Annotated in this window: 13 protein-coding genes; 4 read left to right on the top strand and 9 right to left on the bottom strand. The window is 33.8% G+C overall.

Going from position 1 to position 21,796, the window contains the following annotated elements:
• Positions 1-482 precede the first annotated feature (482 nt).
• The gene (locus F6K15_RS27135; protein ID WP_293066902.1) at positions 483-1,607 is read left to right on the top strand and encodes a C1 family peptidase; all 1,125 of its coding nucleotides are present in this window, start codon (positions 483-485) and stop codon (positions 1,605-1,607) included.
• A gap of 1,092 nt (positions 1,608-2,699) precedes the next feature.
• Here the strand turns inward: F6K15_RS27135 and sigC are convergent.
• The 3 genes from sigC to F6K15_RS27120 form a co-directional block, all read right to left on the bottom strand.
• The gene (gene sigC / locus F6K15_RS27130) at positions 2,700-3,950 is read right to left on the bottom strand and encodes an RNA polymerase sigma factor SigC (RefSeq protein WP_293066912.1); all 1,251 of its coding nucleotides are present in this window, start codon (positions 3,948-3,950) and stop codon (positions 2,700-2,702) included.
• 625 nt (positions 3,951-4,575) lie between these two features.
• Positions 4,576-5,478: a lipoyl synthase gene (lipA, locus tag F6K15_RS27125; RefSeq protein ID WP_293066910.1), complete on the bottom strand. Its 903-nt coding sequence runs from the start codon at positions 5,476-5,478 to the stop codon at positions 4,576-4,578.
• Positions 5,479-6,280: 802 nt separating this feature from the next.
• On the bottom strand, positions 6,281-7,666 hold the full coding sequence (locus F6K15_RS27120; protein WP_293066908.1) for an NCS2 family permease: 1,386 nt from the start codon (positions 7,664-7,666) through the stop codon (positions 6,281-6,283).
• A gap of 1,069 nt (positions 7,667-8,735) precedes the next feature.
• Here F6K15_RS27120 and F6K15_RS27115 point away from each other — a divergent pair.
• Complete coding sequence (locus F6K15_RS27115) at positions 8,736-9,692, top strand: DMT family transporter (RefSeq protein ID WP_293066899.1); 957 nt, start codon at positions 8,736-8,738, stop codon at positions 9,690-9,692.
• Between the two features lie 553 nt (positions 9,693-10,245).
• On the opposite strand, the gene F6K15_RS27110 is transcribed toward F6K15_RS27115, so the two are convergent.
• From F6K15_RS27110 to dapF, 5 genes are all read right to left on the bottom strand, one after another.
• Positions 10,246-11,679, bottom strand: a complete 1,434-nt coding sequence (locus F6K15_RS27110; RefSeq protein ID WP_293066896.1) for a phospholipase D-like domain-containing protein — start codon at positions 11,677-11,679, stop codon at positions 10,246-10,248.
• A gap of 582 nt (positions 11,680-12,261) precedes the next feature.
• Positions 12,262-15,834, bottom strand: a complete 3,573-nt coding sequence (locus F6K15_RS27105; RefSeq protein WP_293066893.1) for a serine/threonine-protein kinase — start codon at positions 15,832-15,834, stop codon at positions 12,262-12,264.
• Between the two features lie 995 nt (positions 15,835-16,829).
• Positions 16,830-17,975, bottom strand: a complete 1,146-nt coding sequence (locus F6K15_RS27100) for a hypothetical protein (protein WP_293066890.1) — start codon at positions 17,973-17,975, stop codon at positions 16,830-16,832.
• Positions 17,976-18,187: 212 nt separating this feature from the next.
• Positions 18,188-18,340 carry a hypothetical protein gene (locus F6K15_RS27095; RefSeq protein WP_293066887.1) on the bottom strand — a complete coding sequence of 51 codons (153 nt, stop codon included), beginning with the start codon at positions 18,338-18,340 and terminating at the stop codon, positions 18,188-18,190.
• Positions 18,341-18,351: 11 nt separating this feature from the next.
• The gene (gene dapF / locus F6K15_RS27090) at positions 18,352-19,206 is read right to left on the bottom strand and encodes a diaminopimelate epimerase (protein WP_293066884.1); all 855 of its coding nucleotides are present in this window, start codon (positions 19,204-19,206) and stop codon (positions 18,352-18,354) included.
• A gap of 76 nt (positions 19,207-19,282) precedes the next feature.
• On the opposite strand from dapF, the gene F6K15_RS27085 reads away from it, so the two are divergent.
• A complete protein-coding gene (locus tag F6K15_RS27085) occupies positions 19,283-19,495 on the top strand; it encodes an RNA-binding protein hfq (protein ID WP_287279187.1) in 213 nt (70 codons plus the stop codon).
• A gap of 446 nt (positions 19,496-19,941) precedes the next feature.
• Here the strand turns inward: F6K15_RS27085 and F6K15_RS27080 are convergent, their stop codons facing one another.
• Positions 19,942-20,340 carry a cation:proton antiporter gene (locus F6K15_RS27080; RefSeq protein ID WP_363268801.1) on the bottom strand — a complete coding sequence of 133 codons (399 nt, stop codon included), beginning with the start codon at positions 20,338-20,340 and terminating at the stop codon, positions 19,942-19,944.
• A gap of 555 nt (positions 20,341-20,895) precedes the next feature.
• On the opposite strand from F6K15_RS27080, the gene F6K15_RS27075 reads away from it, so the two are divergent.
• Positions 20,896-21,771, top strand: coding sequence for a M23 family metallopeptidase (locus F6K15_RS27075; RefSeq protein ID WP_293066878.1), 876 nt, complete (start codon positions 20,896-20,898; stop codon positions 21,769-21,771).
• Positions 21,772-21,796: the final 25 nt, after the last annotated feature.

Below are 21,796 nucleotides of genomic sequence, written 5' to 3'. Positions count from 1 at the left end.
ACAGCGGTTTTCATTTCAGTAGACCACAGTAGGGGCGAATGGCATTTGCTAACGCAAAGCTCCGCTAACGCCCTTACAAGGTTTTCGTTATGACGATGTGGTTTATCAATCTGAAAAGCGCTGTAATCAGCAGAGCAATAACTATTGGACAATAGATCAATAGAACATCAATAATCGCGAAACAGAGCGATATAGCTGCGGAATGGATGTTAAGAAACCTTTTCATGCAACAAAGCCATTAACAATTAACAATTACCTCTCCTTGAAAACGGATAGGATTGATAAAGCAGTTTTCATTTGAATAGACCAAGGAAGAAGAGGAGAAGGAGAAAGTTTTTTGATCACTAATTATCCGGACATGATATTACACAATAGCATCGTGTATGACAACTGTTCCGTAATTAATAGTTGCAAGATTGTATATCAATAATAGTGGGCATAACCTACCTACCAAGACTATAACTATATTAATGTAATGGGTAATGGTTAAATATTCAAAGTTATTACAATTTTGTACAATTGGGCTAATATTGGGAATAATCTCTCAAGGATGCACTTCTAACAGTCGCAACTTAAAACAAAATCAAAAACTATACAGTAATACTCACTCAACAACCACTACATCAACTCCTTTGTTGCTCAACTCACCCTTGACAAATACTAAAACCCCTAACTCAGAGCAACTACTATCCATGAGTCGAGAAGCATTCAATAGACGTTGGCAACAACTGCGTAACTTTGCAGAATCAAGAGGTTTTCAAGTTGGTCCGAGTTCTGCCTTATGGCGCAGCATCGATACACTTGCCGGAACTCAAGTTCCTGGAAACTTAGCAGAATTGGCAACACAACAGAATTTTCGCGCTCGGCAAATACTCTCCAACATGGAAGAAAGTCCAGGACAAAAACAATCTATCTGTTCTCCTGATGCTTTTACCTTTGACTGGCGCGACGCCGGAATTATTACCCCAGTGCGAGACCAGGGAGAATGTGGTAGTTGTTGGGCATTTGCGGCGATCGCTGCTTTTGAGTCTAGTGCTCTCTATCACAATAACCTTGTTTATTCTCAGGTCGGAGGTTTAGCAGATGGTTCAGAACAACACGTTCTTAGTTGTAGTGGTGGGGGAACCTGCAAGGGTGGTTGGTATGGACCTGTATTTAATTTTATGGTTAACAAAGGGAACTTACCAGAAAGAATGTTTCGCTATCAAGCAACAGATGCTGTCTGTCGTTTCCAACGCAATACACCCTTGAAAGCAGCGACTTGGGGATATGTGCGTAACGACGGTGGTATTCCTTCTGTGTCTCAGATGAAACAAGCTTTATGTAAACATGGTCCGGTTGTTTCTGCTGTATATATGACTGATGCGTTTCATGCTTACAAAGGTGGAGTTTATAACGAGAATGCCTATGGAACTCCTAATCATGCTGTGACTATTATTGGTTGGGATGATCAAAAACGTGCTTGGTTAGTGAAAAATTCTTGGGGTACTGACTGGGGTGAAGATGGTTATATGTGGATCGCTTATAATACTAATCGTATTGGTTATGGTGCAGCTTGGGTTGATGCGAGGAAATATCGTTTGCCACGAAGAAATGCCAGAAATTAGTAAGAGTAAAGAATATTGTGAAGTTAAATGAAATACAAACAATAATGCTAAAGTTATTTGATAAAAGCTGAAAGTTGAGCCAGAGAGTAATATCAAATCTGGTAGCATCGTTATAAAATCTTTTGAAGGTAGGAGTTAGGATGAGAGAGAATCACAAAGATTTAGTAGTTATAACAATTCGAGAATTTTTCTATGTTAAATCAAACGAATTTACAGCAGTTTTCTAGTTGATGAGGTACAAAGTTTTATTGCTTTAGGCAACAGCTCATCTGGCAACAGCGAATATAGGAATAAATAGTCTTATAGCTGTACCTCACTATCCTCAAAAGTGCTGTAATGTAATATAGCAATTTTATTTGAAATACAAGTAATTATGCTATCTGCTCATTTTCCCATCTCTCTATCAATCATTTTTAGTAAACATTAACCTATTTAATATTAAATCCTGGCATTGCTGAATGACTATATGATTTTGCTAGATTATGGGCAGTCCTACAGTAAGCATTCAGCCGTCAGCCATCAGCTATCAGCTAACCTCCTCCGGAGGAACTGCGGACTTCAGCTATTGCTTTTAGTTTAGGATAAAAGCTTGATTAATTGTCTTACTACAAAAGTTGGTTCCCTTGCCCTTAAAATCAGTTGTTAATTTAAACATTACCCTTGAGGAGAGAGTCTTGTTGCTGAGAGCTGACAGCTAATAGCTGTTTGCACAGCATTCCGTAGGAAATGCTTACGTCCTACAACCGTAATGGTATTAATTGAGTTGGGACAAATTACCTAATGATGTAAACTGTTATTACCGATGAAAAGAAAGAGGATGTATTTCGATTTCTTTCCTACTTACAGTAGTGCAGGATGGCAGAAATAACTAACCATTTACAATAGCCTAAAAGCCTTACCAATCAATACTTTTGACTCCCGCGTAGCGGCACTAGGTCTCCCCATCTCCCTCTACCATTACTATGCACCACTACCAAATTATGAATGTGGTTTATAGCTTTTAAGCATCTATTCATGCCCACTCATCAGCAGCGCCTAAATCCTAAAATGTGGCCAGGTACCGACAGCGCCACATTTTTATCTCTTCTTTTCTCAAGTCAAAGACTCCAAGTAATCCTGTACTTGACTACGACGCTTGGGTTGGCGCAGTTTCTGTAGAGCTTTTGCTTCAATTTGACGGACTCGTTCCCTAGATAATTTTAAAGAACGACCAATTTCTGATAAAGAGTAAGGATTACCATCTCCTAAACCATAACGCATCGAAATTACAGACTTTTCTCTTTGAGTTAAATCTTCTAGTAGTCCTTTTAATGTTTGTACTAAAGATTCTCGCATCAACATTTCCTCTGGAGAAGCATCTTCAGTTTCTAGGAGTTCCCCTAGCTCAGTATCCTTATCACTACCTACCTTAGTTTCAAGAGAAATTGAACGTGGAACTTTCAATAAAACTTCTCTTACTTGAGCTGGTGTCATATTTAGTTCTTGGGCAATGTCCTCAAGTTTTGCTATACGTCCTTTTTCTTGAGAAATTTTACGTTGCGCTTTTTTAATTTTGTTTAACTTTTCAGTAATATGAACGGGTAAGCGAATTGTACGACTTTGAGTAGCGATCGCTCTTGTAATTCCTTGACGAATCCACCAGTAAGCATAAGTGCTGAATCTATACCCTCGTCTTGGGTCAAATTTTTCAACTGCCCTTTCTAAACCCAAAGTTCCTTCTTGGATTAAATCTAAAAGCTCTAGGCCACGATTCTGGTACTTTTTCGCTACTGACACTACTAAACGTAAGTTAGCATTAATCATGTGGTCTTTGGCTTTAATTCCATCACTTTGAGCTTGCTCCAGCTCTTTGACACTTAAACCTGCTAATTGTGCCCAACGAAGTTTTCCTGCCGCGAGAGTTGGTTTTAGTTCTACCACAGGTATATCTGCTGCTTTTGCCCACCGTTCCAAAGATGGCTTATGTCCCAACTGAGCTGCCAGACGATTGCGAATTTCAATCAATCGAAGATAACACTGAATTATGCCTTCTTCTTTTGTAGCTGATTCATTGAGTAACTCCCATAACTCCACATAGCGTTTGACTTTTTGAGCTTCAGAGACTTCTTGATCTCTTTCTAGTAAGTCAACTCGACCAATTTCTTGGAGATACAAACGTACTAAATCAGTTGTACCACGGCTAGTACTTTTCTGAGCATTATCTGTTTCTCCATTCTCCATTTCTAGCTGATTGGTTTCTGCTCGATCAGTGATTTGCTCTATCTCTTCAGAAATTTTAGTCTGCAAATTATCATCTTGCAGTTGTTCTTCAGATTCTTCAGTGTAAGGATAAGTAGCTGACATAGCGATCATCTCAGTTGCTCCAAGTGACAAAAGGCTGTACTTAGTGGACAGTCTATGGATAAAATGCCTTAATCTGTGAGAAATTGGCATTTGGTCTAGTTTTGTTTCCTGATGGGTATTAACTACTTAGACTGAATGAACTTAGGCGATCGCTTATATTTAGATATATAAGCTATGACCTTGAGAGTTCATTTGCCTGTGTGTTTTTGCCCCAGGTAACTTCTCTAGGCTTGATTTTTAGTATAGGGAGACTTCTGCTATAGAAAAGTGACTATAGTCAGAAGTTATATTAATGTTCATCACTATTACTGGTTGTTTCCGATCACTTCGGGAATTTTCGGATTTTTGAGTTTAAATTATTATACATCGTTATTGTGATTTTTTCCTGGTTACACTTTTTATTCACTCAACTTAATCTTTTTAGAGCTTATAACTAAATTTATGTGTAGCGTTATCAATATAGTTACTAATTAATTTCTATCTATTAAGTTAGTCTAGACACAATAATAGGCGATCGGTATCACATTTTAGCAGTGATCATTTTTGCTATCAGGGGTGATGGGTGATGTACTTTGGAAGCGATCGTAGCTTTCCTGAGTCGTAAAAATGAGGCAAAATCTAAAATCTACTTCTGACTTTTAGCCTTTGGATGATTTTTCATTAATTCTTTTACCTGTTCTGCATGATATGAGCTACGAGTCAAGGGGGAAGCAACAACTTGTAAAAAACCCAATGAATAGCCCACTTCTCTCCATCGATCAAACTTTTCTGGTTTAACAAAATTAGATACTGGTAGGTGCTTAGGACTTGGTTGCAAGTATTGTCCAATAGTTAAAATGTCACAGTCAACACTCCGTAAGTCCTCCATTACTGTTTGGACTTCTGCTTCAGTTTCTCCCAGACCTACCATAATACCAGATTTTGTGTATACTTCTGGGGCAAATTCTCGCGATCGCCTGAAAAGTTCTAATGTCCGCAGATAGTCACCTTGAGGCCTAACTCGCCGATAAAGTCGTTTAACTGTTTCGGTATTATGGTTAAGCACTTCTGGTTTTGCTTGAAGAATTATTTCCAGAGCTTGCCAATTACCACACAAGTCTGGTATTAGGACTTCTATGCTTGTTTGAGGTGAAGTTTCTCTAACTTGGGAAATACATTTCGCAAATTGAGTAGCGCCCCCATCTTTCAAGTCATCTCTATTAACAGAGGTAATTACTACATGATTGAGCTTTAATCTTTTAACTGCTTCTGCTAGTCGCTCTGGTTCATTTGGGTCTAAAGGCTGAGGCTTTTTCTCAAAATCTATATCACAGTAGGGACAAGCACGGGTGCAAGCAGGTCCCATAATTAGGAAAGTTGCTGTACCAGCATTAAAACACTCACCGATATTTGGACAGGAAGCCTCTTCGCAGACCGTATTGAGATTCAAGTCTCGCAAAATTTCCTTGACATTACCAACTCTTTGCCATTGAGGGGCTTTTACTCGTAACCAGTTCGGCTTAACTACCACTTCTTCCTCTGCTGTGATTTTGACCTTAAGTTTAGTTTAACAAATGTCGCATAATAGCCACAAGAGGTTTAAGTAAGTTTTTCGGTAAATTCCTGAGTTTAGGAAGTAGCGAAAGATTGATAATCAAGTTTATACAAACAGGTATAAATTATTGTATGATAGTATCTAATTCCAACCTTATAAGACCACACTACAATAAAAAAAGTAAGGAAGAAGAAAAAAGATAAATAATATTATGGATAACAGCAATATTAATTATTCTAGTATTGAGAAAGCAGGGGCTATTGCCGTGAATTTACTCTAAATAATTAACACAAATTTATCGCTTTTTAACTCAGATTCCGCACCTCTAATTTGTCACATATAGTCATTTAACTTTAGATTGAGACAAAGCTTTCTTGCTATGAGGGAGTTTCAGACGAAAAAACGTCTCATCTTTAAGTTAAACTACTATAAAAATTACCACAAACATCAGTGGGTGGCTCAGTATTTATGTAAGCATTTCCTGCGGAATGCTGCGCAAACAGCCGTCAGCTATCAGCTATTATAGCAATGTGCGCTGGCATATTTACAAATTGCAGGAGGTGTCCAATAGCTAAAAGCCTTATATTATCAGCAATTTATTCCCCCAGATGAGCTGTTGCCTTCCGGAGCTGTTGCCTGCGCACAGCGCTATAATTTTGGGAAAAGTAAAAGCAACCTTTGAAATTGAGAAAGAATAAAAAGTTACTACCAAGGTCTCATTCCCCAACCTGATTTTTTTCAAGGATAGAATTGACGCGGTAGGGAAATTTTTTTTTATTAATCATCTGAAGTTTGCTTAATTAGAAGTTAATGATTCTTTTCCAACAAGTACAAATTTTAATATAAATATGATTGCTAATAGCCACATAGTAAAAGTAGTTTCATGTACTTTTCCTTGGAATGTTTTGAGAAGAGGATAAATAATTAAACCCATAGCTAATCCATCAGCAATTGAGTAACTTAAAGGCATGATTATAATTGTTAAAAATGCTGAAATAGATTCTGTTGGATCCTCCCAATGAATATTACGAACACTACCCATCATTAATACTCCTACAATTAATAATGCTGGTGCAGTTGCAAAGGAAGGAATTGCTGATAATAAGGGAATAAAAAATATAGATAAAATGAATAAAATTGCTGTAATAACTGCGGTGAATCCACTGCGTCCTCCTTCGGAAATACCTGAAGCTGATTCAATATAAGTTGTGACTGTGGAAGTACCCATTACTGCTCCAAATGTTGTACCAATTGCATCTGCCATAAATGCTTTTTTTAGGTTTAATGATTTTCCTGTTTGATTAAAATAACCTGTTTTTATTCCTAATCCTGTTAAAGTTCCTACTGTGTCAAATAAATCTACAAATATTAAAACAAAAATGATAGTTATTAGCTCCCAGATGTTAGTTTTTATTATACTTTTCAAGCCAATAAATGCTTGACCAAATAAGTGTGTTGGTAATTCAGGAAAACTGACAATTCCTTGAGGTAAAGGTGCAATTCCTAATATCCAGCTTAGTAAGGCAGTTGCTAAGATTCCCCATAATAATGCTCCAGTAATCCTGCGAGCTATGAATCCAGAAGTAATAATAATTCCAGCGATCGCTACTAATATTTCTGGTTGATTTAGATTCCCTAAAGTTGTAGTTGTTGTTTCATTAGCGACAATAATTTTGGTGTTTATCAGAGCTATATAAGCAATAAATAAACCAATACCAACTGTTGTCGCTTGTTTAATAGATTCAGGAATAGCATTAACTATTTGATTGCGGATTTTACTAATAGTTAAACCAATAAAAATCAAGCCTTCTACAAACACAGCAGCTAAGGCAATTTGCCAAGAAATTCCTAACTTCAACACTACTGAAAAAGTAAAATAAGCGTTTAACCCCATGCCTGGTGCTAAGGCAAATGGATAATTACCGTATATTCCCATAATTAGAGTAGCAAATGCTGCTGATATTGCTGTAGCAATTACTAATTCTCCAAATAAATCGCCCGAGTTCTGCAAAAAAATTGCTTTAGATAATATGTCAGGATTTACTACTAAAATATATGCCATTGTCACAAAGGTAGTTATTCCTGCTATTGTCTCTGTGCGAAAGTTAGTGTTGAGCTGGTTAAATTGAAAAAAATCAGCAATAATTCCTAATTTATTTAACTGGTCATTTTCTGGGGTCATGTCGCTACCTAACAATTGAAAATTTGGCTAAAAAACTTATCTTTATTTGTATATTTTGTCAAGTAAAAAAAAGTGTTTTTTCTACGATTCTAAATACCGTTTCTATCAACCGAGAATATTTTGAGATAGTGCTGTTTCAGTCTTTTGTAATACCAATTTCGTAAAATATGGCTATGGTCACGACACAAGGAACAGCGGTGCGACCCCGCGTCAGCGACATACCCAAGGGAATACTGACTCCTGTGAAGGAACAGGGAAAGAAAAACATCATAAAAAAAGAGGAAAAAAGTTTGAATTTTTAGAATTTATGTAATTTAGATTTTTTTATTGTAGAAATAAATCACAAATTTAAGATGTAACTACCTTTTTTTGAATTTTGTATAAAAAGTATTATGCCTACACTATCTTTAGTAATATTTAATTGATTTTTGCAAAAATACATAAATCTTAGTTTGATTATCATTTTCTTTTTATTTTAGGTTTAATACCCCATCATCTACACGGTGTTTACAATTGGTTGGGGTTTGAGTCCCCATCCACTTTTTCCTTTTTCTTCCTTCCAACTTAGGTCCTTCTTCCTTCTTCTTTGTTCAATTTTCAAATTTTATCTTTCATCATAAAAAAAAAATTGATTTTGTTAAAACCATACTGTATAATTATTTATATATTTATAATTTATTTAGAATTGTCACAGCAATTTTGCCGATAGATTCTAACCATGAGTAAACCCTAAATAAATTAGTAATTTTTTTTTGATTTTTTTTTCACATTCCCTGCTGTGGAAATCGTTTTTTTTTAATTCATCGATCAAAAAAAATCTTGAGTTATAGATTGTATTAAGAAAACTTATGCAAAAGAAGATTTTTCTGCAATTTCGAGCCCGTCAGCATTGCAGAGCAAAGCAATTTTAAACTCATAGGGTGCATCACAGACTCCTAAGTCCCGTTTGATTTTCATCGCTAAATAATTCAAATTACTAAAGAACTAAAAACTCTTTAGTTTTTCTACAAAACAGGACTAATATGTAAATTTTTTTCTAGCTTATACAAAACTTAAAGGTAAATTTAACATGACAAGTCAATTACAATTACTACCCCAAAATTCAGCACAAAAATCCACATTGTTATCTTTAATAGCATTATTAATAGGATTATTAGCCGTATCCTTAGCCGCAATTTTTATTCGATTAAGCGAACGAGAATTAGGACCTGCTAGCACAGTATTAGATCGTTTTGTCATCTCTGGTTTTGTCTTATGGTTTTGGGGTAATTTCCAAGCTCACAAAAATCAATCATCAACTAATAAAAACGAACAATATTCAACTTATACACTTAGTGATTGGATTTGCTTATTAGCTGGTGGTTTTACTTTTGCTCCTAGTTTACTTCTGTGGGCATGGTCTTTAACCCAAACTAATGTAGCGAATTCAACTATACTTCATAATATGATTCCCATCTTTACTGCTCTGGGAGGATGGATATTTTTAAGTCTTCGTTTTGACCGTAGATTTTTAATAGGAATGGGAATAGCTGTAGTAGGAGTAATTACCATTGGAGCAGATGATATACAAGTAGATTTAGAACATTTTACTGGCGACGTAGCAGCATTTGCATCTGCAATTTTATTTGGTGCTTACTACTTATTAATTGAAAAACTTCGCTCCAAATTTTCAGCGATAACTATCTTATTATGGACTTGTATAAGTGGTAGTTTATTTACTCTTCCTATTGCTTTGCTCACCGAAGATCATATTTTGCCTTTTTCTTGGGGAGGATGGTTATCAATTATTGGTTTAGCAGTAATTGCCCAAGTTTTAGGTCATGGGTTTGTTACTTATAGTCTCAAAACTTTTTCTTCTGGTTTTGTTGCTTTATGCTTTTTATTGGAACCTGTAATTACTGCTTTAATTGCTTGGGGATTATTTTCAGAACAACTTACTATAATTAGTTGGTTAGGATTTTCTATAGTATTGTTAGGATTATATTTAGCTCAATCAAGTCCTTCAATTCAGAAAGCTAGTAATTGAAATAGCAGTCAGCAGTCAGCATTCAGCTATCAGCTTTTCAAGGTGTGTAATAAGGGATTTAAATTCCTATTAAGCCACACCACTAATTTTTCAAATATAGTGGAGTGAGGCTCTTAAACTCTTAGATTTTTAACTGATAACTTAATGCTTTTTACAGAGTATTTCATCAGGAAAAGCTAATAGATAGTTAACTAATATCTAGTGAAAAATAACGTAGGGACGTTCCATGGAACGTCCCTAAAAAGTTTGAATAAAAAGTTTATTTATTTGGTATTTATCGAGATTTATAGTACATGAATAATTCATAAATCAATAATTGGTGAGTAAGCATTCAGCTATCAGCTATTGATTTGGAGGAGGATATAAAAGAAATTGAGAAATTGATGGAGAATTCAAAGTAACTATCAAAGCACTTTCCTTTAAACTTAGAAGTAATTATTCATTATTAATTGTGATTCTGTTTGTGTAACATTCGGCAGGAGAGGAAAAGCTGACTGCACTTAGCTAAATGCTTACCTGATTAGACCATAGCTGAATACTTACATTTATAAATTTAAATGCTTAAATTAATCCCACTATCAAATAAATCTTCTATAGTTTGTTTATCTCTGAGAATAACTCCTAGTTCATCTCTATATGTTAAATTAGGGTCTGCTCTAAATGATAAAAAGTTAAAACTGGTTACTATGGCAAATTTATCGTCACAAATAATTTGTTTACGATGACTATTTTCAGTTTTGTCAAATTGAAAATTTTTCTTGTAATTTTCCTTTAAAGTTTCTAATTGTTTAATCGACTGAGAATCATTTTGAGAATTTGAACCTTTAATTCCATAGATTATATGAACTTGAACTTTTCGTCTGAGGGTAGCTTCTAAAGTTGATAAAAATTCTTTGTCAACTACATTTGCTTTAATCCAAGGTGAAATTATCATTAATCTATTTTTTGCTTTTTTTAAAGCTTTAAGTAAATATTCGCGAATTTGATAAGTATGAACTACCTCTGAAATTCTAGTTTGAGATTTTATTTGTTGTAGCTCTTGTTTCAGCTTTTGTATTTCCTGTTTTAGTGAATTATTTTTAGTTTCGATAAAATTATCTGGGTCATCAAGAGAGTCAATTTTTGTAGTTAGCTTTTCTACTCTTTGAATATCATCATCTTTAATACTAAAAATAACCTCATTACCTAAACTTTCCGGTAGTTTATCCTGTTCCATTTGTTGAAAAATTGGCTCCAGTATTTTTTTTCCTTCAGCATACAATTTTTCTATAGTATTTCGATACTCTACTTGAATAGAACCTCTAGAAAAAAACTCATATTCAATTTCGCGATCGCCAGGATTATTTTTATACAAAACCAGCAAAATTTCATGCCATTGAGGATATATTATTTCTAGGTTATTAACTTGCAGTAATTCTATGGGATTAGAATTATTAGGATGAGAACTCTGCAAGAGTTTTTCAATCTCTGGATAATAATCAACTAAATCTTCTATATGACCTTTTCTCGGTTTTTTGATTACTTTATTTATCGAACTATTTTTATAATTTTTACTATCAAAAATTTTTAGAGAGAAAGAGTTTGTCAGTTTTCCATTTAGAGCGTCTAGATAAAATGTCTGAGTTTCAGAAATAGGAGCTAAAACTGTTTGTTGTTCTAAAACATCCACACCTGCTGCTGTTAACTTTAAATTTTCTTCTCTTTTAACTAAATCTCTGGAAATCAATTCTGATAATACTTTTTCTATTTGATAACTTTCCATACCAAGAAAACTAGAAATTTCTTTTGGTTTTACCAACCCATTAGTAATAGATTTCAATACAAATTCTTCTAGTAATTTTAATTCTCTATTCGCCAAATAAGTTAAGTCAAGACGTAAGACATAGAAAGGATAACCAACTGGTTTAGAATCAAGCACTATTGCTTCAGGAAGTGAATGATATTTTCTAATCTTATTTTCAAAGTCTTTAATTTCGTTCTCCATCATTAAGTTCCTCAAATAAATTTTTACAGCTTTTTATTTATTCTAGAGCTTTAGTCTCTAAACCCTTTTCAAAAGTTAGTTGCTATGATTTTCTTAATAGCTACATTCAAATTCTCATTTTCTGGAGCGCATAACTTCCGAATCAAATATTTCCATAATTCCTTCTCCATAGAAAACACCTCATCCAATCATTTTCTGGAGCGCATAACTTCCGCATCAAAGGTTTCCATAATTCCTTCTCCATAAAAAACACCTCACCCAATCATTTTCTGGAGCGCATAACTTCCGCATCAAAGGTTTCCATCCTCCCCCAAATTTTGATACTATAGTATTTAGATGAAGTCGTTCGTATATACCCATGACTTTTTATTCAACCCAAAATAGTACAGTTTTGAGCGCGATAGAACTCCATTCCGCTCCGCGATCGCTAAGGTTGTAGAAAGGAAAATCTTTTACAGCTTTTTAGAGGTTAATTGTAATAATTTTATTAATAACTCCATTTTTCCGAATTTTTCCAAATTTTCATCTGTAGGAGTTTGGTCTCTAAACCCCTCTTAAGAGTTCGTTGTAATAAAGAGTATTTCATCATATAAATTTACCAGACTCAAGTCGAGAGCAAACTTTACTACTATCAATATATTCAATTAAATCTTTAAATTGATTAGGAATGTTACGAGGAGTCTTTCCTTCATAAGCCATATTATCATTGCCTACCATAATTAATAACTGTCTAGCACGAGATAAAGCCACATTTAATCTGCGATAGTCGGAAGTAAAGCCTAATTTTTTCTCAGAATTACTCCTAACTAAATCATAAATAATAATATCCTTTTCTCCACCTTGAAAAGCATCAACTGTATGAATAACAATATGTAGATGTTTCCACAACTGCTTATTTTTAGGAGCAATAGTCGATTCCAAGATACCAATTTGTGAACGATAAGCAGAAATAACACCGACCTCTTTTGATAAATTATTCAACTCACAATTTTCTTGAATTTTTGCCAAAACTCCCTTAATAACTTTAGCCTCATAAAGATTACTAAAACTTTTTCCTATTCGTTTTTCTTGAGATTTTTCTTTTGAAACATCGCTAGTAGATATCCAATAAATACTGCTCTTAAATTCTGTCAAACCATGTTGTTTTTTCTCAAGATTGACAAATTGGCTTTTCACCTTACTTTCGTAGAATAATTCGCTGACTAAATTACCAATATCTGGGTGCATTCTATATTGATTAGTTAGAGTTATCTTATTATTATCTGGCAATTTTTCATAAAGATACTCAAACAAACTTATCTCCAGAATTTTCTTTTCAATCTGTTGTTCATTCCACGCTTTTTCCTGAATTTCTCTATCAATAATTGGCGGTAACTGTTGATGGTCTCCCACTAAAATAACTTTCTTTCCTTTCGACATTGGTACAAAACTTTCCGGTGCAGTCGAGCGAGCAGCTTCATCAATTATTACCCAATCAAAATTACGGTCTTTAAATCGCGCTACCCCTAAACAAGTTGCTCCTACAACATTTATTTCATCTAGAAATATAGACATCAAATCTTGTTGTTTTCTCTGCAATTTTTCATTCCATTCTTTATTTAACTTCTGTAAATTGATGAAATTCTGATAATTTTCTTGATTATCACCCAGGATAGTTTCCAAGAATTTTGACTCTTGATTAATCCAATTTGAAAGTTGCTTTTGTAGAGGATATTCGATGCCAAATTTATCAGTATATTTTTTTATCGATTTTAATATTTTTTTTTCCAACTCTAGCTTTTCATAAATTAGCTCTAAAGCAATATCAGAAAATTCTATAGATGCTAAATTATCAGGTTCAATAACCAATTCCGAATTAAGTCTGGCAATTGTTTTTGTTAATCTTGCCGCCAAACTTTTTAACTCTTGATTTTTATCTTTAATCTCTTCTAGCTCAGAAATCTTTTTCACCCCTGATAAAATTTGCTGATTTTTCTCCTGAGACTCCTGCCAATAAGCAACAGATTTTTTACTAATAGATTTTTGCCAGTTAATAATAGCCTTCCCCACTTCAAACTGTTTAGCACTTTCTTCTATTTTTTCTTCTCTACCAATTCTAATACACTGAATTTCTTCACCTTCCACATTAAATATTCTCGTCAAGACATTATCTACTGCCACATTAGACTGAGAAGAAATCAAAATTTTATCATTAGGATATTGTTTGAGAATTTGCCGAATAATTTCTGTAATCACAGAAGTTTTTCCAGTTCCTGGAGGTCTTTGAATTAAAAATATTTCTTCAGTAGCTAAAGCTTTACATACAGCATTTTTTTGTGACTCGTCTAGTTGTTGATTAAAAAATTCATTAATTAATATAGGCTCAATTAATTTAACATCAGAAGGATTAACTATAACCTGACATAATTCTGGATTTTCTGAATCACCATATCTAATTTCTCTTAAAGCTTTACGTCTTTTTTCAATTTCAGATTCTTGGTCTTGTAAATTTGTTTCGATTTTTCCTGTGTTCGATATAGACTGAATAATTTCATCAGGGCAAAAATCTCCTATACTGATATGTAGTTTTTCAATTAACTCTCCGTTACTAGATTTTTCCCCATCAATAATATCTCCAATAGGGAACTGCTTGAATTTTTTTCGACTAGAAGATGATTGTTTCGTAGTGGAAATATTTACAGGTAATGGAGGAGATGTAATTTTTTCCAAATCTTCACTAGAGATAGGTTTTGTTAAAGTTAAAATTACAATTTCTCTTTGCTGTTCATAAAATTTTTGTTTATATCCAAAAGTTGATTTTTGCTCTTGAATAATCTCTTTTTCAATATCAATTACAGATTGCCATTGTTCAAACGTTGCTGCTAATGTTTGATTATTTTCTCTTTCCTTTTTAACCTGTTGTTCTTTCTCCAAAATTTGATTAACTAACTCATTTAAATCGCCTAAATTTCTTTTCCTTCTTCTTGAATTAGAATCTATTTCAACGATTGGCTCAATTTTTATTTCTACTCCATTGTCAATAATTCTTTCTTGTATTTGAGGATTAACAAAGAATTGTTCGTTATAAATAACAATGTAATTAGGTTCATCTAACTCAATAAAACCTTGGTAAATTTTAGCTAAAGTTTCTATAAAAATTTCTACATTCAGCCGATTATCTTTTTCTTGCTTCCGATTCTTTTGAGTATGTTTTTTAATATATAAGATTCCTGAATTAGCTTTTAAATCTGACTCAATATGTCTTTGAACTCTTAAACCTTGTCCTTGATAATTATTGCTTTTATCTACTTTTTCTCTAAATCCAGGAGTCACCCTAAATACTATGTCCGTTGTTTCAGATAATATTTCTAAAAAATCCGCAATAACCTTTCTCAAAATATCAAGTTTAGGGCGTTTTTCGCGGTCTTTATTTGTCGCAGTTTTAAAACTTTCTATTAAATTTTGATAATTTTCATAACCATTTAAAAATTCTTCAACAGACTCATAAAGAATATTTTTATCCCTTTCATCTTGAAAATTAATTCGCTCCGACTGACTTGATAATAAATATAAAAAAGTCACGCCCAAAGAATAAACATCCGAATCTCTAGAAACTCTCTCAAGATTAATTTGCTCCGGCGCAGAAAATAAAGGTGTATGATAACTTCTAATCGTATTTGTTAACAAAGTAGTAGTAATAATAGCTATCCCAAAATCTAAAATTTTTGCTTCCGGTTCCTCATCAATATCTACCACCTTAATATTATCTGGCTTAATATCCCGATGAATAATACTCTTTCCATGAGCATGACTAATTCCATCAATAATCTGCAAAAATAAATTCAACTTTGTTTTTAAATCAATGCCACCATCAAAATAATTTTTAATATCTTGACCATCTAAATATTCCAATACCAAATAAACCAGTCTGTGACGCTCTTCATAACCAGCTTCGATAAATTTCACAATATGAGGATGATTTAAACGTTTTAAAGTTTGAGTTTCTCTCTCCAATAATTTAATTGCATTTTTTTCATCGGTAGAAAGTGTTTTGATAGCATAACGCTCCTTAGTATTTAACTTTTCAGTCAAATAAACAACACCACTTCCACCTTTGCCAATTTCAGTAAGAATGTCATACTTACCACCAATAATTTTACCTATAATAGAATCAGACATGATAATTTCTAACTTATTTAGCTTTAATAGAAAAATGTTATACCAATTTTATCTGAGACTGCATATAATTAGGCGTTATACCAATTTCAAAAAATAATTTTACTAATTAATTTAGGCAATTAAAATGCTTTACCGAATAATTAATAATTAATAATTAATAATTAAATAATTCGCGCCTTGAAGCCTCCCCTTTTAAGGGAAAAAAAGCGGTCGTTTGCGGAGCAGTCCGTTAGGATGGGATGGCGTTTGCTACCGCAAAGCTTTCCGTTCCGGAATGCTACCGCAAACGCTAACAGCGGAGCGGCTCTGATAAGAGCGGGTCTCCTCGCCATATCCATGAGACCAAGAGAAGAAATAATATTTCCTTATATTCAATTCCGTAGCGGTTTTAACCAGAGGTAATTATCAATTATAAATTATCAATTAATGAAAGGAGATGTCTCTTGAACTAAAAAGATAAATTCCGACCTAAAAACTGCTATTAAAGCCATTCATTCTTACTCCTGACTCCTAAGAAATATCCTATCTATTTGTAGCAAACATTTATCAATTTGGTATTAGATTTTAGGTGTTATACTAATTTGGAAAAAAATATTACGAATAATCAGAGCAGGACGAATTGCCATTCGCTTTACAGGAATGGCAAATATTACTTATTAATTATTAATTATTAATAATTAATTATTAATTATTAATTATTAATTATTAATTATTCAAGCGTATTTCCATTAATAGCTAATTAAAGAAACAAAATTTGAAATATAGCAGTCGAAGGAAAGATTAGGACGTATTAAAAGCTTAAAACTCAGACAACGCCACATTTTTTCTTCTTTCTTCTTCTTTCTGCTATATCTTTGAACTAGGCGATCGCCACTTTACCATTTTCAATCTAAATAACTTTTAAATACCTGGTTAATGGCTATTATTTCAGTCACCTTTATATTTAATTACAACTGATAACTGATAACTGATAACTGATAACTGAAATTACCAATTCAAACTTGATTAACTTCCTCAATAATCCAATGAAAAGTTTCTATTACTTGCTGTAATGCTACATCATCTTGTAATGTCGATAAACGTAAACTAGGCGCTCTAAATTCTTCTGAATTTCCAGGTAGAGCTAGACCAATTGAACTAAGTTTAGCTCTTAATTCCAACCATTTACCATTGTTATTAAATGGAGGTTGACAACTATATTTATTCGAGTAAATTTCTAGATGACCTGAAATATCAATACTAAATAACTCTAGACTCTTTTTTTCTGGTTGATTAACTATTATAGTAAAGCCACCATAAACATCTCCAGTCCCCCATTGAATTGAGGTTATGGGTTCTTGGTTTTTAGCCCACTCATGAATTTTTTTGAGTATTGCTGCCTCATCAGCGCCCCATCTAGTTTTAAATTCTTGAAAGAAAGATACTTCGTCCCACCTTCTTCTCTCGCGAGTTGTGCTTGATTTTTTCAGTTGCGCTTCAGTTGTTTGACCAATTAATCTTGGAACTAAAGTTCTTAAACCTTCTTGACTCACATACTGTTTAATTTCTAATGCTAAAACTTCTACTGGGTCTATCTGCTCATTGAGAAATTCTACTACTCTCCGTAGTTCTGCCGGAATATTATCTGCCACAAACACTAAACGAATTTTATTTGCTTGCAAATTAGTTTTAACTTTTTGCCAGAATTTCTCTTCGTTAGCATCTAAACCCAGAAATTTTTCAAACACTTGTTCTGGATCACGACCATGTTCCCGGCAGTTGACTTCAAATTGAGCAACAATTGACTCTAGAGGCCAATAAACTCCTACATTAGCAGCATAATCAATCATTTGACCTACTACTTGTTGGCGAATTTCTGCTTTATAAGCGCTTTTAACTATTACTAATGTTGGAATTGCTTCTTGGTCAATAAATAAATGAGATAACGCCCATTGTTGTGTAATCTCTTCTTCTGTCGATATTGCTATTTCCCGTGATATTAATAACCATCTTCTGGGAGTAGCTCTATCTATATCATCTCCCGCAAGTAAGTTAGGATAAGTTTCTATAAATTCTTGTAGTTGATCTTCAGACTCATAAGCTTGTTCTGTCATTTCCACAAGTTGATCGTTGTCACGAATTAAGTAAATACCTCCGCCCATGAATATACCTCTATTTTTAAGTCAAAATTCCCAGCAAAAATCAATATAACTTTTAATTTTTATTTATAGCGCTTTGCGCAGGCAATAGGAGGAATAAAAAACCAATTTTCTCAGACTTTTAGCTATTTAGTAGTTCCTGCAATTTGTCAACATACCAGCGCGCAATGCTATAAAAGTTATTCTAAGTATTGAAAATAGTACAGCTAATTTTTTTATAGCAGTCGAAAGAAAAGTAAGGAAATATCAAAAGCCGAAAACTCAGGCAACGCAATATTTTTCTTTCTTCCTTTTTCCTTCTTCCTTCTTCCTTCTTCTATAAAATTAATTTTTAAATTGTCAAAAAATTCATTTTCAACAATTGCCAATCTCTACATTTTTATGAACTCATTATTGATTCATTAATAACTCCTGTAAATACCTTTTCTGTTGGTCCAGTCATATAAACTTTTTGATCTGTAGTTGACCATTCAATCTCCAAACAACCTCCAGGTAGTTCAACTGTAACTTTGTTTTCGTTTCTTTGAGTTAAAACTCCTGCTACTACTGATGCACAAGCACCCGTGCCACAAGCTAATGTTGCACCAGCACCTCTTTCCCATACCCGCATTTTCACATAATTTGGGCTAACAATTTGAATAAATTCTGTATTAGTGCGTTCTGGAAATACCGAGTGATCCTCAAATTGAGGACCTACTATTTCTAGAGCTATATCAGCAACATTCTCTACAAAAGTTATACAGTGTGGGTTTCCCATATTGACACAGGTAACAGACCAAGACTTTCCAGCCACTTCTACAGTTTGATTGACAATTTTCTCATCAGCATTACCTAGAGTTGTGGGTATTTCCGATGCCAATAGTTTTGGTTGTCCCATGTCAACTTTTACTTGGCCATCTGGTTGTAATTCGATTCCAAGTAGACCTGCACCAGTATAAATTTTATATTTAGTTTTATTATCATTATCTATTTCAGCAATAAACTTAGCTAAACACCTAATCCCATTGCCACACATTTCTGACTCTGAACCATCAGAGTTAAATATCCGCATGGTATAATCTGCTTGATCTTGTCTAGGCAGAGCAAAAATCACACCATTTGCACCAACGCCAAAATTGCGATCGCACAATTTTATCGCCTGTTCTGGTGTTACTATAGGTTGCGGGAGGTGGCGATTATCTATCAAAATAAAATCGTTGCCCAGGCCATGATACTTGGTGAATGATACTGTCATGATGATGCTCCAGTAATTGAGTTGAAATTTACTTTTAAATGAAAAGATTACGTGGGAAATATATTGAATAATTATTATGTCTGATTTTGATACCAGTTTACCTAGTGTTCGCCAGATTCAAACTTATATCACAGATAAGAAAGAAGTAGAGCTAAAACTAATTACTAATGACCTCCATGTGGGAAAAGTTTTCTGGCAAGACCCAAATTGTATTTGCCTCTTAGACCAGTATGATTTACCAATTATAATTTGGCGACAAGCTATTGTTTATCTCAAACCCAAAAACTAATCCTAATTTTTTCACGAAACTTCTTCTACCTTCTTATTTTAAGAGAATCAGAAATAGACAATTCCAAAATGATGTAATTACAAAATTTGTGGCAAAGTCAAATAGGACAAATATAGCGCTACGCGCAAATCAGAAGTCAGAAGTAATATCTGACGCTTCTTTGAGTATTTAGGAATGTTCTAAACTTTGCTTCGACTGCTATAACTATTTAGACATAGGAGTAGAAATTACACATATAGAGCATTTTTTATGTATTTTTTCATAAATTTTCTTCCCTGTTGCCAGATGAGCTGTTGCCTACTTCTGCAAAAAGTCTATTCTTTTTCACTAGATGTCAACGCTAGATTTCTGTAGTTTCATTAACTGCTGTAGTTAACTTTTGTTTTTGAAGATATTTCTGAGTCTGGGGAATTTTCAATTGCCTTACAGCCATTGTACCTAAGTATTTATAAGTATACCCGACGAGAAACTAATCCTAATGTTTGTCCCGCACTAGCAAGCACAAAGGAAAATTCTTCTATTTGGGCTAAACCCAAACCTGCCAGAATAACTATTTTCAAAGGATAACCAAAAATTCTGACCATGGGAGTGACAATCAAAAATTTTCCCACTAGAACTAGAAATAACAAACCCAGGATAATTTCTAAATGACTCCATAAGAAAAATGGGTCAATTAACATCCCGATCGCCACAAAAAACAGAGCTGCAAAAATATCTCGGATCGGTTCAACGTAAGTTAAGGTTTGATCGGCATACTCTACCTCAGATATCATTAGACCCACCACAAAAGCACCCATCTCAATCGAAAAACCCAAGTCTATGATTAATCGAAAGTCTTCTTGCACAGATTTTTATAAGTATCACAATATTGTCAAGGTATATTAACTTCAAGATATAATATTTAATGTTTGATTAGTTATGTCTTAAATTATGATTCAAGAATCATAATTTATTGACATTTTATCGATTTAGTGTTAACTACGTTAAATTTGATTGATTAATAATCAAATAACTTAACTTTAAAAATTAGACCTTGGTGAATGAGTCTATAATTTTTTATATTTTTTATATTGGATTAGGTTGATAATTTTCAGCCATCTATCCATACCAAAAATTAGCAAAGCTCAAAATTAATTATCAAAGCTACGCTTCCTTTGGTGGTAAGTTTTAGGTGTAGAAAACACACCCTTTTCAATTGGGTTAGATAACTCCTCCATCACTCACCGTTTCTGCAATTGGTTAGTTTTGAACCCCCTAAAAATTGAATCTAATACCTAAAACTTACGACCTAAAACCTTCTTCAAATAGATTCCTCCTGAGATGAGAGGATATTTTTAATTTGAACCTGCAAATATAATTTAGTCTTTAATTAATCGGAAAAATCTTAAATAAAAAAACTAATGTTTTGGCCTATCAAAATTAAACAGTTTATCCCTAGCTTAATCTTAGCTATAGTTACAACAATATTAGTAATAGCTAGCCCTGGATTCAGCCAAACTGTACAAATAACTCCTACTAACCCACAACTTGGAGATACTTTATCAGTTGTAATTCAAGAATCTATTGGCGGAGCAACTCCTAAAGTTAATATGGATGGAAAAACTTATTCATTTTTTTCAATTGGACAAAATAAGCTGAGAGCATTATTACCAACTACTCCTTTAGACCGACCAGGTACACGACAGCTTCAAATTAACACTGAAGCAGGTATTCAGAATGTAAATGTAAATCTGCAAAGTCGCTCCTTTCCCACTCAGTCTATTTGGCTACCTCCTGGCAAAGATTCTCTCAAAGGAACAGACTTAGAATTTGACAGAGTAGGAGCATTTAAAAAACTTGTCACTCCAGAGAAGTTTTGGAATGGTCCATTTATTCGACCTAACCAAGGTCCTGTAAGTACAATTTATGGGGTACGACGGTATTACAATGGAGAGTTTGCTGAAAACTATTATCATCGTGGGGTAGATTATGCAGATTATAATGGCTCTCCTGTAGTAGCTCCTGCTGCTGGTCGTGTCGCTCTAGTGGGATTAGAATCTCAGGGTTTTGAAATTCATGGTAATACTGTGGGCATCGATCATGGTCAAGGAGTAACGAGCATTTTTATCCATTTGAGTCGTATCAATGTTCAAGAAGGTGATTTTGTCAAAGCTGGCCAGTTAATTGGTGCTGTAGGATCTACAGGGGCATCTACAGGTCCTCATCTACATTGGGGACTATATGTATCTGGTCAAGCTGTCGATCCTGTTCCTTGGAGATACAAAGGTATTGAATAAGACTTTTCTAATTAACACATCAAGA

It is taken from the genome of Okeania sp. SIO2B3 (assembly GCF_010672525.1).
Taxonomy (GTDB): domain Bacteria; phylum Cyanobacteriota; class Cyanobacteriia; order Cyanobacteriales; family Microcoleaceae; genus Okeania.
The sequence above is the reverse complement of the archived record's forward strand: the minus strand, read 5'-3'. Positions and strand labels throughout refer to the sequence as shown.

Bases quoted from the DNA above. Each gene is read 5' to 3' on its own strand.
- F6K15_RS27135 (WP_293066902.1), top strand. From the start codon at position 483: ATGGTTAAATATTCAAAGTTATTACAATTTTGTACAATTGGGCTAATA.
- sigC (WP_293066912.1), bottom strand. From the start codon at position 3,950: ATGTCAGCTACTTATCCTTACACTGAAGAATCTGAAGAACAACTGCAA.
- F6K15_RS27120 (WP_293066908.1), bottom strand. From the start codon at position 7,666: ATGACCCCAGAAAATGACCAGTTAAATAAATTAGGAATTATTGCTGAT.
- F6K15_RS27115 (WP_293066899.1), top strand. From the start codon at position 8,736: ATGACAAGTCAATTACAATTACTACCCCAAAATTCAGCACAAAAATCC.
- F6K15_RS27110 (WP_293066896.1), bottom strand. From the start codon at position 11,679: ATGATGGAGAACGAAATTAAAGACTTTGAAAATAAGATTAGAAAATAT.
- F6K15_RS27105 (WP_293066893.1), bottom strand. From the start codon at position 15,834: ATGTCTGATTCTATTATAGGTAAAATTATTGGTGGTAAGTATGACATT.
- F6K15_RS27100 (WP_293066890.1), bottom strand. From the start codon at position 17,975: ATGGGCGGAGGTATTTACTTAATTCGTGACAACGATCAACTTGTGGAA.
- dapF (WP_293066884.1), bottom strand. From the start codon at position 19,206: ATGACAGTATCATTCACCAAGTATCATGGCCTGGGCAACGATTTTATT.
- F6K15_RS27085 (WP_287279187.1), top strand. From the start codon at position 19,283: ATGTCTGATTTTGATACCAGTTTACCTAGTGTTCGCCAGATTCAAACT.
- F6K15_RS27075 (WP_293066878.1), top strand. From the start codon at position 20,896: ATGTTTTGGCCTATCAAAATTAAACAGTTTATCCCTAGCTTAATCTTA.